Consider the following 13,835-nt stretch of genomic DNA (forward strand, 5'->3'; position numbering starts at 1 on the left):
AGCACAGCACCATGCAGCACCGCACCACCCACCGCACCAAGGCCGCTCTCGCGGCCCTCGCCACCGCCGTCGTCGCCCTTGCGCTCACCGGATGCAGCACCGGCTCGAGCGCCGGCACCACCTCGTCCGAGGGCAGCGCGATCTCGGCCGAGCGGTGCAAGGAGAACAAGGACGCCGGCAAGATCACCTACCTGTCCGGCTACCAGTACCAGTCGTCGGCGTCGATCCTCGAGTACATCGCGGCGGACGAGCTCGGCTACTTCAAGGACCTCTGCCTCGACGTGACCCTGAAGCCGGGCTCGGGTGACACCGCCCAGAACACGAAGCTCCTCGCCAGCGGCCAGGCCACCGTGTCCGCCGTCGCCGAGCAGGACCTCATCCAGGCCCGTGCGAACGGCATCGACATCACCGGGATCTCGTCGTACTCGAACGCCGGCCTCGACGTCCTGATGACGAACAAGGACATCACGAAGCTGCCGCAGCTCGACGGCCAGGTCGTCGGCCACAAGGGCTACGTCCCCGCTTCGGTCCGGGCGATGATGGAGAAGGCCGGCGTCGAGTGGGACTCGCTCACGCTCGTCAAGGAGGGCTACGACCCGTCCGTCCTGCCCCGCAAGCAGAACGGCCTCGAGGCCTTGACGGGCTTCGTGTCGAACGAGCCGAACCTGCTCAAGGCCGCCGGTGACGACGTCACCGTCTGGCAGCCCGTCGACTACGACATCCCCTCGTCGATCGGTGCGATGGCCGTGAACCCCGCCTTCGCGAAGGCGCACCCGACCGCGGTCGAGGACGTCCTGCGCGCAGCCCTGCACGCCTACGACTTCTGCTCCGCGAGCGAGGCGAAGACCAAGCAGTGCGTCGGGTACGCCGCGAAGCTGTCCGGCGCCACCTACGACACCGCCCAGAACACCAAGATCTGGACCACCGAGACGAAGGTCATCGCGGACAACCCGACGCCGGACCAGCCGCTCGGCGGGATCGACCCGGAGAACGTGACGAAGCTCGTCGAGATGCTGCACCAGTTCGACATCGTCAAGAGCTCGGTCACCGCCGACGACGCGAAGAGCTGGTTCACGAACGAGTACATCGACGCGATCACGAAGGACGGCGAGACCGTGTGGCCCGCACCGTGAGCCCCATCGTCACCGAGTGTTCCGCAACGACCAGAAAGGCGGCGTGAGATGCCCGCGAAGGAGTACGGGATCTTCCTCCCGATCGGCAACGGCGGGTGGATGCTCTCCACCACGGCGCCCCACCCCGAGGCGACCTACGCCTGGAACAAGCGCGCGGCGCTCCACGCCGAGACGATCGGTCTGGACTTCGTGATGTCGATGGCGAAGTGGCGCGGCTTCGGCGGCTCCACCGACCACTGGGGCCGCTCCCTGGAGTCGATGACGATGATGGCCGGTATCGCCGAGGCCACCGAGCGGGTCAAGATCTGGGCGACGATGCACGCCAACGTCCACAACCCGGCGGTCGCCGCGAAGATGTACACGACGCTGCAGGACGTCTCCGGCGGCCGGGCCGGCATGAACATCGTCAACGGCGCCTACGCGGCGGAGTTCGAGCAGTTCGGGATCTGGGACGCGGCCCTCAGCCACGCCGACCGGTACCGGATGACGGAGCTCTGGACCGAGGCGGTCACGCGCCTGTGGACCGAGGACAGCGTGACGATGCACACACCGTACTTCGACCTCGACGCGTGCGAGTCCCGCCCTCACCCCGCATCGCGGCCGACCATCATCAGTGCCGGCAAGTCCGAGGCGGCCCGGGCGTTCCAGGCGAAGCACGCCGACGGCGCCTTCCTGGCGGCGGACAGCCTGGACGAGATGCGCGACCTGTCCCGCGACGTCCACGACCGTGCCGCCGCCGAGGGACGCGAGTGCCGCACCTACTCGATGCTCACGGTCGTGCAGGACGAAACCGACGCCGCAGCCCAGCGCAAGGTGCGCGAGTGGGGTGCCGGCGTCGACCGCGAAGCACTGGCGTCGATGCGGGCGTCGTGGGGCGTCCCCGCCGAGCAGGCACGTGCCTGGGCGGACGGTGCTGCCGGTGAGGACGCGTTCCAGACCGCGTACGTCGCCGGGTCCGCCGAGACCGTCACCGAGCACATCGAGTACATCGTCGACCGGGGCGAGCTCGACGGCCTGATGCTGATCTTCCCCGAGTACGACCAAGACATGGTGCTGTTCGGGGAGACCGTCCTGCCGGCGCTCCGCCAGCACGACGCGGCGGTCGTCCGGTGACCGGGGGACTCGACGCGGGTCGCGACCCGCGGCTCGTGCGGCTGCTGGACGGGGGATCGCTGGCTGCCGGTTCGCCGGTGGGTGGTTCGCTGGCTGCCGGTTCGCCGGTGGGTGGTTCGTTGGCTGCCGGTTCGCCGGTCGGCGGTTCGCGTCCCGCGCTCGTCGTCGTCGACGTGCAGCGCGACTTCGGCGAACCGACGCGGATCGCCCCGTACGGACTCGACGACCGCGCGTCCGCTGCGGTGGACGCCGCCGTCACCCGCATCGGCTCGCTCGTCGACGAGGCCCGCGCGACGGGCGTCCCCGTGGTCTGGGTCGAACTCGGCAGCGACCCGGCCCGGCCGTGGCGCTCCAGCACGTGGCTGCGCGGAGGTGACCCGGACGGACCCATGCCGGACGACGAGCCCTGCCGGATCGGCACGGAGGGCGCCGAGTGGTACCGCATGGCGCCAGCGCCCGGTGAGACCCGCGTCGTGAAGCGCGGGTACAGCGGGTTCCTGGGCACCGACCTGGAGGCCCGGCTCACCTCCGCCGGGATCGGCTGGGTCACCGTCGTGGGACTCACGACCGAGTGCTGTGTCCTCGCCACCGCGCAGGACGCGATGCAGCTCGGCTGGCCCGTGGTGGTCCCGCAGGACGCCACCGCCGCGTACGACACCGACGTGCACGACGCCGCGCTGACCCTGATCGACCTGAACGTCGGCGTCGTGACCGACGCCGACGAGACGGTGGCGCTGTGGCGCGAGTCCGCCTCCGCGTCTGTGTCTGTGCCCGCGTCCGCTTCGCCGGTGGGTGTCCGATGAACGGCATGCACCTGGCCTACGACCTGTCCTTCACCCACACCGAGGGGCGGTGGGCAGCGGCCGGCAGCTGGGTCGGCCAGGACTTCCCCGACGTCCGCATGTACATGGAGGTCGCCCGGACCGCCGAACGCGCGGGCGTCGACATGCTGTTCTTCGGCGACGGGTCCGGCGTGCCGAGCACGTGGCGCGGCAGCATCGACCCGGCCGTCGAGTGGGGCATCCAGTGGCCCCGGCAGGACATGTCACCCGTGATCGCCGCGATGTCCACCGTCACCGAGCACATCGGGTTCGGGCTCACCTACTCGTCGACGTTCACCCACCCCTTCTCCGTCGCCCGACTGCTCAACTCGCTCGACCACGTCACCGGCGGACGGATGGCGTTCAACGTCGTCGCCTCGTCGCGGGGAGCGGACGCGGCGAACTACGGGTCCGACCACCTGATCGACCACGACCTGCGGTACGAACGGATGGAGGAGTTCATCGGCGTCTGCCGTGCACTCTGGGACTCCGTCGCCCCCGACGCGATCGTCCGTGACCGCGCGACCGGCCGGTTCGCCGATCCGGCCGGGGTGCACCCGATCGACCACGACGGCCGCTTCTTCAAGGTGCGCGGCCCGCTCGCGAGCGTCCCGAGTCCGCAGCGCCACCCCGTCGTCGTGCAGGCCGGCAACTCGCCGCGCGGCATCGCCGCCAGTGCCTCGTTCGCCGACCTGGTGTTCGGGTTCGGGTCGAGTGTCGCCGGACAGCTCCGGCACCGGAACGCCCTCGATGCAGCGCTCACCGACGCCGGTCGGGACCCGTCCGGCGTCGGGATCCTCTGGGCGACCCAGGTCATCGTCGGAGCCACCGACGCCGAGGCCGCCGCCCGCCGCGACTCGCTGCTGTCGTTCTGGAACCGCGAGGCCGTCGGCACCTTCATCTCGCACAACGCCGGGTACGACTTCTCCACGCTGCCGGCGACGTTCCGGCTCGGCGAGCTGCGCGACGAGATCGTCGCCGCGCAGGCGAGCCCGGCCGGCCTGGTCGGCAGCCTGGTCGCCGAGTTCGGCGAGGACCACACCATGGACCGCAACGACTTCTTCGAGCACGGCTGGCGTGCCGCGACGGGCCTCGACCACATGCTGGTCGGCGACGCCGCGGGGGTCGCCGACGCCCTGCAGGAGAACTTCGCGGCCACCGGCGGACGCGGCGGCTACATGCTGTCCAGCCCGCTCGGCATGCCCACCGGGTTCGCCGACCTGAGCGAGCTGCTCGTGCCGGAGCTGCGTGCCCGAGGTGCCCTGGCGCCGCGGTACCCGGGGTCGACGCTCCGCGAGAACCTGGCGGTGTGAGGTGACCCCGGCCCGTCGGTGGCTCGCGCTCGGCGGGCTCTGCCTCGGCTTCTTCATGCTGCTGCTGGACAGCACGATCGTGTCCGTCGCCCTGCCGGACATCGGCAGCGACCTCGGCACCGACGCGTCGCTGTCGGTCTGGGTGAACAGCGCCTACCTGTTCGCGTTCGCCGTACCGCTCCTCGTCGCCGGTCGGCTCGGCGACCGCTTCGGGCACCGCGGGGTCTACCTGCTCGGACTGGCGGTGTTCACCGTCGCGTCGGTCGGGTGCGCGTTCGCACCGGGGATCGGCGCGCTCATCGTCTGGCGCGCCGTGCAGGGCGTCGGCGCCGCACTGCTCACACCCCAGTGCCTGACGGTCATCCGCTCGTTGTTCGAACCACCCCGGCTCGCCGTCGCGCTCGCCGTCTGGAGCGCCGGCGGCGGTGCGGCGACCGTCGCCGGCCCGATCGTCGGCGGCGTGCTCGTCGAGGCGTGGGGGTGGCCGTCGGTCTTCCTGGTGAACGTGCCCGTCGGCATCGTCACCGCCGTCGCCGTGCTCCGGTTCGTGCCGGTGTCCCGACGCATCGCCGTGCCCTTGCCGGTGCTCGCTGTCGTCGGGGTGACCGCCGGGGTGTTCGCGGTGGTCGTCGGTGTCCAGGGCACGGGCGACGGCGTCCTCGCCGCACCCCTGCCGCGGGTCGGTCTGGTGGTGCTCGGCGCACTCGTCGTCGCTGCGGTGCTCACGATGCAGCGCCGCGCGGGGGACCGGGCGCTCGTCCCGCTCGGGTTGTTCCGTGACCGCGGGTTCGTGACCGGTTCGTGGGGCGCGACCGCCGCGTCGTTCTGCGTCGGCTCTGCCCCGATCCCGCTCATGCTCGACCTGCAGGACGGACGTGGTCTCGGACCGGGTGCCGCGGCCCTCGTGCTCGTGCCGATGGGGGTCGCCTGCCTGGCCGCCGCACCGTTCGTCGGCCGCACGACGAACACCGCGGGCCCCCGTGCGACGGCGACCATCGGCGCCGTCCTGCTCGTCGTCTCGGTGGCACTGACCGCCGTGCTCATCGGGACCGGGGCACCCCTCTGGGCAGTCGCGACGGCGTTCACCGGCTTCGGGGTCGCGAACGCGTTCGTCTGGTCACCGTTCTCGCTCGCGGCGGTACTCGGCGCCGGACCGGCGACCATCGGTGCGGCGTCGAGCACGTTCAACACCGTGAAGCAGCTCGGTGCCGTGTTGGGCAGCACGGTCACCGCCGTGCTCCTCGCGGTGTCGACCGACGCGATTGCCCTCGGCGCCCTGGCGCTGGCGGCCCTCGGGGCACTCGTGGCGGCGGCGTCCCTGCCAGGGCGAGCGCCGGCGGTCCTGACCGGCGCGGTCGTGCACGGCGCCGGGGTCGGGCACGGGCTCGGGTTCCCGACCGCCAACCTGCTGCCCGACGACGGTGGCGCGGTGCCGTCGGACGGGGTCTACGTCGGCTGGCTCACCGCGCCGACGTGGTCCGGTGCCCGTGAGGCCCTCGTGTCGATCGGCAGCAACAGCACCTTCGCCGACCGGCCGCGCACCATCGAGATCCACGTGCTCGACTTCGACGGCGACCTGTACGGCACCCCCGTCGAGCTCACCGTCGGTCGTCGGCTCCGGCGGCAGCGCACGTTCCCCGGGCCGGACGCCCTCGTCGCCGCGATGCGTGCCGACGAGCGCCGTGCCCGCACCCTGCTCGCCCGCTCCTGAACGAAGGAACCACCATGCAGCACGACTTCATCGACGACCCGCTCGACATCCGGGAGGCGATCGCCGAGGTCCCCTCCGTCGTGGCCGCCATCGCCGCACGGGTCGAGGGCGTGCCGGTCGTCATGGTGGCGACGTCGTTCACCGTCGGGGTCTCGTACGACCCGCCCCTCGCGACCATCGCCGTGCAGCACTCGTCGACGACCTGGCCTGACCTGGCCGGGGTGCCGGTGCTCGGCATCTCCGTGCTCGCCGAGAGGCACGCGGCGCAGACCCGGCAGCTGGCCTCCCGCGATCGGTCGCAGCGACTGGTCGGCGTGCCGTCCACGGACACCGGGGCGGGAGCGATCCTGCTCGACGGCGCGCACTCGTGGCTGGAGTGCTCGGTCGAGGCCGTCCACCGCGCGGGCGACCACGACATCGTGGTGCTGCGGGTGCTCCGCTTCGCCCGCGACCGCGCCAACGCGGCGCTCGTCTGGCACCGGCCCGCTCGGCGGCCAGCAAGCGCCACCGCCTGACGTTCTTTCCCAGAACGCGGGCGATGGGAAGCGGAATCGGGTGTACCTGGTCAGAAGTTCTAGCCCGGTACGCCCGAAACGACCCGGTACGCGGCACGACCCTGCGCGACGCCCCTCAGGAGGCCAGCGCCGCCATCTCGCGCACCACGGCCCGGAGCCGCACTGCGAGCTCGTCGTTGTTGCGCACGGAGTCGCGGTGGGCGGCCTCGCTGAGCGCCGACATCACGAGCGTCACCGCCGTGCGAGCGGTCTGGTCGTCGGTCCTGGTGCCCACGACGCTGAGCAGGGACTGGCGAGACTCGGCCATCCACTGCATGACCATCGAGGACATCTCGGGCCGGAGCACCAGCAGCTCCTTCATCCGTCGGCGGTCCTGGGACAGCGGTACGGTCGCCGCGACGAGGGTGCAGAGGTCGTCGACCAGGCCGCCACGAGCCTCGGTGAACCATGCTGCGGAGGGCTCCGGGACCTCGACCGAGTCGAGTCCGAGGGCGGCGTGCGCCTTGGACGAGAAGTAGTTGAAGAAGGTGCGGGGCGAGACATCGGCATCGGCGCAGATCTGCTCGATGGTGACGCCGTCCAGCCCGTGCGCGGACACCAGTGTCAGGGCCGCGTCGTGCAGCGCCTGCCGGGTCTGCTGCTTCTTGCGTTCCCGCAGGGTGCACGGCTCCGTCGCCGCTGCAGCTGCCGGGGTGGTGATCACGTGGACTCCTGGTGGTGGGGGGTGGTGGGCCGCCCGTGCCGGAAAGGGGGCACGGCACGGACGGCCCGGTCGGTCACCGACGGTGCGTCGGTGTGGATCCGGTCGAACCCGATCCGGTCGGACCCGATCCGGTCGGCACGGACCCGGTCATCGGACCGGTGAACGAGCCGGCGTCGGCAGCGGCGGCACCGGCTTCGGCCTCGAGCTGGGCCTCGGCGGACAGGTCGGCACGCTCCTGCAGTGCGGAACGCTGGCGCAGCGGCGGCACCCGGAAGAACCAGGTGAGCACGAACGCGAGCAGGATCACGCCGAGGCCGACCCAGTAGATCGTCACGGACGAGGCGTTGAAGCCCGCCATGAACGGCCGGGTCAGGCGGCTGTCGGCACCGGTCAGGAACGACGTGTCGTTCGTGCTGGTGGCGCTGTCGCTCGTGGTGTTGCCGTCGTCGATCTTCTTCGCGAGCTCCGGGGTGAGCTCGTCGACCCAGTAGGAGCGCTGCGAGGCGTTCGACCAGTCGACGGACACCGCGCCGCCCTGCACGCTGGCGTGTGCCTGGTCGGCGACCTGCTCGAGGGCGGACTGCTCGGCCGCCGGCGTCGCCGCTGCGACCTGCTGGTCGATGACGGTCTGTGCCGAGGCGGCGGGGACCGCACCGGCGGCGACCTGCTGCTGCACGGCTGCCGTGACCTGCTCGGTGACCGCGGCGTCGGCGGCCTGCGTCGCCTTCGCGGAGGCAGCGTCGAGCTGCGACTGCACGGTCTTCGTCAGCGGGGTGACGACGGGCGTCCAGATCTTGTCCATCGCGCCCTGGTTCGCCTTCGCACTGGCGACGGTGGGGTTGAGCGCGGCGTCGAGCGCCGGGCCGAGGTCCTTCTCGTTCGCGGTCGCGTGCAGGATGTTCGCCGGCATCACCGAGAACAGGATGGACAGCAGGACCGCCGTGCCGAGCGTTCCACCGATCTGCCGGAAGAACGTGGCGGACGACGTGGCGACGCCCATGTCACGGGCCTCGACGGAGCCCTGCGAGGCAAGGGTCAGCGACTGCATGACCGAGCCGAGGCCCAGGCCGATCAGGAACATGCCGATCATCAGGAACCAGAGCGGCTTGTCGATCGACATGAAGGTCAGGACGACGTAGCCGGCGGACACGAGCGCGGTGCCGATGACCGGGAAGATCCGGTATCGGCCGACACGGGCGACGATCTGACCGCTCGTGATCGAGGCGATCATGAGACCGCCGACCAGTGGGAGCGTGGCGAAGCCGGACTCGGTCGGGGTGAGCCCCACGACGATCTGCAGGTAGAGCGGGATGGTGAGCATCGCACCGAACATCGCGAAGCCGACCAGGAACCCGATGACGGTCGCCATCGAGAACGTGCCCGAGCGGAAGAGCTTGAGCGGGATGATCGCCGCGTCGCCCATCTTCGACTCGATGAGCAGCAGCCCGACCAGGCCGACGACCCCGACGACGTAGCAGGCGATGGCGGCGGGGGAGCCCCAGCCCCAGATGCGGCCCTGTTCGGCGACGAGCAGCAGCGGCACGAGGGTGACGATGACGGCGGTCGCGCCCCACCAGTCCACCTTGGGCTTCGCGTCGTCGGCACTGTGCACCTTCGGCAGGTGCAGGAAGACGATGACCATGAGGAGCGCGGCGACACCGATCGGCACGTTGATCAGCAGGACCCAGCGCCACCCCGTGATCCACAGGATCTCGGAGGAACCGGCGAGCAGGCCGCCGATGAGCGGCCCGATGACGGACGAGATGCCGAACACGGCGAGGAAGTAGCCCTGGTACTTCGCACGCTCACGCGGGGCGAGGATGTCGCCCATGATCGCGAGCGGCAGGGACATGAGGGCACCGGCACCGATGCCCTGCACGGCGCGGAAGGCCGCGAGCATGAGCATCGAGGTGGACATCGACGACAAGACGGCGCCGAGGATGAACACGACGATGCCGAAGATGTAGAGCGGGCGGCGGCCGAAGATGTCGGAGAGCTTGCCGTAGATCGGCGTCGCGATCGTCGAGGTGATGAGGTAGGCCGTGGTCACCCAGGCCTGCTGGTCGAGGCCGTGCAGGTCGTCGCCGATGGTGCGGATCGCCGTGCCGAACACCGTCTGGCCGAGGGACGACAGGAACATGCCCGCCATCAGGCCGTAGATCACCAGGAGGATCTGGCGGTGGGTCATCAAGGGCTGCGGGCCGGTCCCGCCGGAGGCTGCTGGGGCCTCGGCGGTGTGCCGACCGTGCTGCACCTGGACGGGTGCGGTGGCGGTCATCGAACTCCTTTTTCGTGCTGTGTAACTTTGCAGACCGCGCAACGATACATCTGTTGCTTCCGGCAAGCAACTAAATGTGCCCACTACGCTGGCCCCATGTCCGACGACCGGCGTGCCGCCGAGCGACTCCTGCGATCCCAGCTCGACCGGCTGTGGGTCCGGCAGACCCTGCGTTCCTCGCTCATCGAGTCCCGCGGCGGCCTCGACCCGACCGCCCGGGTGATCCTGCGAGCCGTCGCCGGTCACGGACCGGTCCGGGCAACCGCGATCGCCGACGCGACGGGCCTGTCCCGCCCGGTGATCAGCCGCCGGGTGGCGTCCCTGGTCGAGGCCGAGCACCTGGTCGGCTCGCCGGACCCCGCCGACGGCCGAGCGACCCTGGTCTCGCTCGCACCCGCAGGCAAGCAGCTGCTCGACCAGCTCGACGCCGCCGGCGCCGAGGTCTTCGACGACCTGACCGAGGAGTTCGCCTCGGACGAGCTGCGCTCGCTCGCCGAGATGCTCACGCGGCTGAACGACCGGGCCGACGCGGTCCTCGGGATCGGCACCTCACGCCCGTGACGTGACCACGACATGACCGGGAGGCGCGGGGCGGGCCCGCCCCGTTCCTCCCGTCCGGACGCCCTCCGGTCACTGCGGAGCGTGCATTCGAGATACCGTTGGTGTATGAGCACGGACACCGCCACCACCACCGAGACCACCGACGAGGGGCCCGTGGTGACCTTCGCCGATCTCGGCCTGAGCGATGCTGTGCTCAAGGCCGTCAAGGACATCGGCTACGAGACCCCTTCCGCCATCCAGGAAGCCACCATCCCCACACTGCTCGACGGCCGCGACGTCGTCGGCCTCGCGCAGACCGGAACCGGCAAGACCGCCGCCTTCGCGCTGCCGATCCTGTCCCGCATGGAGCCCGGCAGCAAGAAGCCGCAGGCGCTCGTGCTGTCCCCGACGCGCGAGCTCGCCCTGCAGGTGTGCGAGGCGTTCGAGCAGTTCGCGTCGCACATGAAGCACGTCCACGTCCTGCCGGTCTACGGCGGTCAGGCGTACGGCGTGCAGCTGTCCGCCCTGCGCCGCGGCGTCGACGTCATCGTCGGCACCCCCGGTCGCATCATGGACCACCTGGCGAAGGGCACGCTCGACCTGTCCGAGCTGAAGTACCTCGTGCTCGACGAGGCCGACGAGATGCTCAAGATGGGCTTCGCCGAGGACGTCGAGACGATCCTGGCGGACACCCCCGACGACAAGCAGGTCGCCCTGTTCTCCGCGACCATGCCCGCTCAGATCCGCCGCATCTCGCAGCAGTACCTGACGGACCCGGCCGAGATCACCGTCAAGACCAAGACGAAGACCGCCGCGAACATCACGCAGCGCTACCTGATGGTCTCGTACCCGCAGAAGGTCGACGCCCTGACCCGCATCCTCGAGGTCGAGGACTTCGAGGGCATGATCATCTTCGTCCGCACCAAGAGCGAGACCGAGACCCTGGCCGAGAAGCTCCGGGCCCGTGGCTACGCCGCAGCCGCCATCAGCGGTGACGTCGCCCAGGCCCAGCGCGAGCGGACAGTCAACCAGCTGAAGTCCGGCAAGCTCGACATCCTCGTCGCCACCGACGTCGCCGCCCGTGGCCTCGACGTCGACCGCATCACCCACGTCGTGAACTACGACATCCCGGTCGACATCGAGTCCTACGTGCACCGCATCGGCCGCACCGGTCGTGCCGGCCGCTCGGGTGACTCGATCAGCTTCGTCACCCCCCGCGAGCGTCGCCTGCTCTCCGCGATCGAGCGCCACACGAAGCAGCCGCTCACCCAGATGCAGCTGCCGACGATCGACGACGTCAACGAGACGCGCCTGACCCGCTTCGACGACGCGATCACCGCGGCGCTCGAGGACCAGGGCCGCATCGCCGCCTTCCGCGACGTCATCGCGCACTACGTCGATCACCACGACGTCCCCTCGGGCGACGTCGCCGCTGCCCTGGCCGTGGTGGCGCAGGGCGACTCGCCGCTGCTCCTCACCGCAGCCGACGACGCCCTCCGCACGCAGATGGAGCGCGACGCCCGCCGTGGCGAGCGCGACGACCGCGGTGCACGCGACGACCGTGGCCCGCGCAGCGACCGAGGTGGCGACCGCGACCGCGACCGTGCGCCTCGCCGTTCGCAGCCGATGACCGCCTACCGCATCGAGGTCGGCCGTCGTCACCGCGTCGAGCCCCGCCAGATCGTCGGTGCCCTCGCGAACGAGGGCGGCCTGCGCCGCGACGACTTCGGCGCGATCCGCATCCAGCCGGACTTCTCCATCGTCGAGCTGCCCGCCGACATGGACGGTGGCGTGCTCGACCGCCTGACCGACACTCGGATCAGCGGCAAGCTCATCGAGATCAAGCCCGACCGCCGTGGTGGCGGCCGCCGCGACGAGCGTCCGGAGCGCAAGCCGCGCTACTGACGCGGCCACCTACTGACGGGAGGCGCGGTGCCAGCTGGCACCGTGCCTCCCGTCCGTCTGTGAGGTGACGTTCCGCGCATGGGGTGACGTTCCGCGCGTTGGATGCAGGAAGTCCCGACCGCCCACGCGCGATTCGTCCTCCGATCGCGAGTGGGATGGGACGTTCCGCTGCGCAGCCTTGCGGTGCGGGGAACCGCACATCACGCCCGGACCCGTTCCCCTGGCTCCTGAGCGGTGCTGTGATACCGGAAGCCGTGACGCAGGGAGCCGCGGGGAAGAGGGGAACGCACGTGTACCGAGCACTCATCACCGTCGCAGCAGCGGCGGCGCTCGTCATCGGGGGAGTGGCGCCGGCGACGGCTGCCCCCTCGTCTCCGTCCTCGGCGCCGGGTGCGCCGACCTCCGTCCGGGTCTCGGGCGCTGCCGACAGCGCCACCGTCACCTGGGGTGCCCCGAAGTCCGGCGCGAAGGTCACCGGGTGGACCGTGGCGATCGCCCCCGTGCAGCAGCAGCCCGACGACGGCGTCGACCGGCTGCCGGCGAAGGCACGGTCCGACCGGTTCGGTGACCTCACCCCGAAGACGACCTACACGTTCTCGGTGCGGGCGGTCAGCGGCAAGAAGGCCGGGCGCGCGGTGGCCGTCCGCTACACGGCACCGGCCGTCGTGGAGACGACGCAGTCGCTCTTCGCCCTCGACGCGTCCGGCAACGTCGTGCGGTTCGCCGAGGACGGTTCCGGCTCCGGGAAGGTCGTCGCAGCGAACGGGACCGGCTTCACCGCGGACGATGTCGGTGACGTGTTCACCCCGTCGGCCGACCACACCTCGATCCTCTTCCACCCCGCCGACGGCAGCGCGGCGCGGACCCTGGCGACCGGCCTGCACCTGACGCCCAACCTGCGTTCCGACGTCGCCGGCAACCTGTACTGGGTCGACTCGGTGACGGGTGCGGTGCAGAAGCTCCCCGTCGGCAGCTCCACCGCGGCCACGGCCGTCACGTTCCCGGCCGCGCAGAACTCGGCGTCCCGCTCCCAGTGGGCCGTCGGCCGTGACGGCACCGTCTCCGCCTACACGAGCACGGCCACCGGGGGCCTGGTCAACACCGCCAGCCCGACGGGCACCGTGACGAAGCGGACGGTGGCGTTCCCCGCCGGCCAGACGTACGGGTACCTGTCCGGGCTGCTCGCAGACGGGTCCGGAACCCTCTACGTGTCCTTCCAGTCGCCGGGCGGTTCGGGGTACTTCGGCTGGTACGCCCTGCCCGCCCGCGCCACGGCGTTCACCGTGATCGAGCCGCGGATCGCGTTCGAGTACGCGGCGGTCAACTCGACCGACCTCACGATCCTGCAGTCCGCGCAGTGGTGCGCCGCGATCAGCGAGGGGAGCCCCGGCGGCTGCCACGTCGACCGGACCCTGACGCACCAGTTCGTCCGCAACGCCTCCGGCGCGACCACCGAGCGCACGACGAGCGGGATCACCGCGAACGGTCGTGCACCGTACGTCGGGGCGACGGATGCCCAGGGCGACGTCTTCGTCGCCATCGACGGCGGCGCGACGCCGGGGCTCTGGCGCGTGCCGGCCTCCGGCGGGGCTGCGCAGCAGCTGTCGTCGGCGCAGTACTCGCGGCTGCTGGTGATCTGACCGGCAGACCGAGGCAGGACGGGGTGGGACGCAACGGCGCGTCCCACCCCGTCCTGTGTCGCGGGGTGGGGCGGCGTGCGGCGCGCGGGACGTGCGGGCCCCAGGTTCCAAAATCTTGGATCCTCGACGCTCCCTGCGCTGATCCGTGGAACCTCGGCGGCAC

11 protein-coding genes are annotated in these 13,835 nt (G+C 71.1%); 9 read left to right on the forward strand and 2 right to left on the reverse strand.

Going from position 1 to position 13,835, the window contains the following annotated elements; translation table 11 throughout:
• The 6 genes from OGL88_RS17235 to OGL88_RS17260 form a co-directional block, all read left to right on the forward strand.
• On the forward strand, window positions 1-1,133 hold a 1,133-nt coding region (locus OGL88_RS17235), incomplete at its 5' end, for an ABC transporter substrate-binding protein (protein WP_263092243.1).
• Window positions 1,134-1,181: 48 nt separating this feature from the next.
• Window positions 1,182-2,246 carry an LLM class flavin-dependent oxidoreductase gene (locus OGL88_RS17240; protein ID WP_205464004.1) on the forward strand — a complete coding sequence of 355 codons (1,065 nt, stop codon included), beginning with the start codon at window positions 1,182-1,184 and terminating at the stop codon, window positions 2,244-2,246.
• Window positions 2,243-3,049 carry a cysteine hydrolase family protein gene (locus OGL88_RS17245; protein WP_263092244.1) on the forward strand — a complete coding sequence of 269 codons (807 nt, stop codon included), beginning with the start codon at window positions 2,243-2,245 and terminating at the stop codon, window positions 3,047-3,049. Before OGL88_RS17240 ends, OGL88_RS17245 begins: the two co-directional genes overlap by 4 nt.
• A complete protein-coding gene (locus tag OGL88_RS17250) occupies window positions 3,046-4,380 on the forward strand; it encodes an NtaA/DmoA family FMN-dependent monooxygenase (RefSeq protein ID WP_263092245.1) in 1,335 nt (444 codons plus the stop codon). Before OGL88_RS17245 ends, OGL88_RS17250 begins: the two co-directional genes overlap by 4 nt.
• Window position 4,381: 1 nt before the next feature.
• Window positions 4,382-6,091 carry an MDR family MFS transporter gene (locus OGL88_RS18140; protein ID WP_263092246.1) on the forward strand — a complete coding sequence of 570 codons (1,710 nt, stop codon included), beginning with the start codon at window positions 4,382-4,384 and terminating at the stop codon, window positions 6,089-6,091.
• A 14-nt stretch (window positions 6,092-6,105) separates the two neighbouring features.
• Window positions 6,106-6,606, forward strand: coding sequence for a flavin reductase family protein (locus OGL88_RS17260; RefSeq protein ID WP_263092247.1), 501 nt, complete (start codon window positions 6,106-6,108; stop codon window positions 6,604-6,606).
• 115 nt (window positions 6,607-6,721) lie between these two features.
• On the opposite strand, the gene OGL88_RS17265 is transcribed toward OGL88_RS17260, so the two are convergent.
• Window positions 6,722-7,309 (reverse strand): TetR/AcrR family transcriptional regulator, encoded by a 588-nt coding sequence (locus OGL88_RS17265; RefSeq protein ID WP_205464008.1) that lies wholly within the window; start codon window positions 7,307-7,309, stop codon window positions 6,722-6,724.
• A 73-nt stretch (window positions 7,310-7,382) separates the two neighbouring features.
• The gene (locus tag OGL88_RS17270) at window positions 7,383-9,587 is read right to left on the reverse strand and encodes an MDR family MFS transporter (protein ID WP_263092248.1); all 2,205 of its coding nucleotides are present in this window, start codon (window positions 9,585-9,587) and stop codon (window positions 7,383-7,385) included.
• Window positions 9,588-9,683: 96 nt separating this feature from the next.
• Here OGL88_RS17270 and OGL88_RS17275 point away from each other — a divergent pair, with 96 nt between their 5' ends.
• The 3 genes from OGL88_RS17275 to OGL88_RS17285 all read left to right on the forward strand — a co-directional run bounded on the left by OGL88_RS17275 (window position 9,684) and on the right by OGL88_RS17285 (window position 13,672).
• Window positions 9,684-10,148: a MarR family winged helix-turn-helix transcriptional regulator gene (locus OGL88_RS17275; protein WP_205464009.1), complete on the forward strand. Its 465-nt coding sequence runs from the start codon at window positions 9,684-9,686 to the stop codon at window positions 10,146-10,148.
• 105 nt (window positions 10,149-10,253) lie between these two features.
• Complete coding sequence (locus OGL88_RS17280; RefSeq protein ID WP_263092249.1) at window positions 10,254-12,032, forward strand: DEAD/DEAH box helicase; 1,779 nt, start codon at window positions 10,254-10,256, stop codon at window positions 12,030-12,032.
• Between the two features lie 290 nt (window positions 12,033-12,322).
• The gene (locus OGL88_RS17285; protein WP_263092250.1) at window positions 12,323-13,672 is read left to right on the forward strand and encodes a fibronectin type III domain-containing protein; all 1,350 of its coding nucleotides are present in this window, start codon (window positions 12,323-12,325) and stop codon (window positions 13,670-13,672) included.
• The last annotated feature ends 163 nt before the right edge of the window (window positions 13,673-13,835 follow it).

The organism is Curtobacterium sp. RIT-PI-V (genome assembly GCF_025642935.1).
Lineage (GTDB): Bacteria > Actinomycetota > Actinomycetes > Actinomycetales > Microbacteriaceae > Curtobacterium.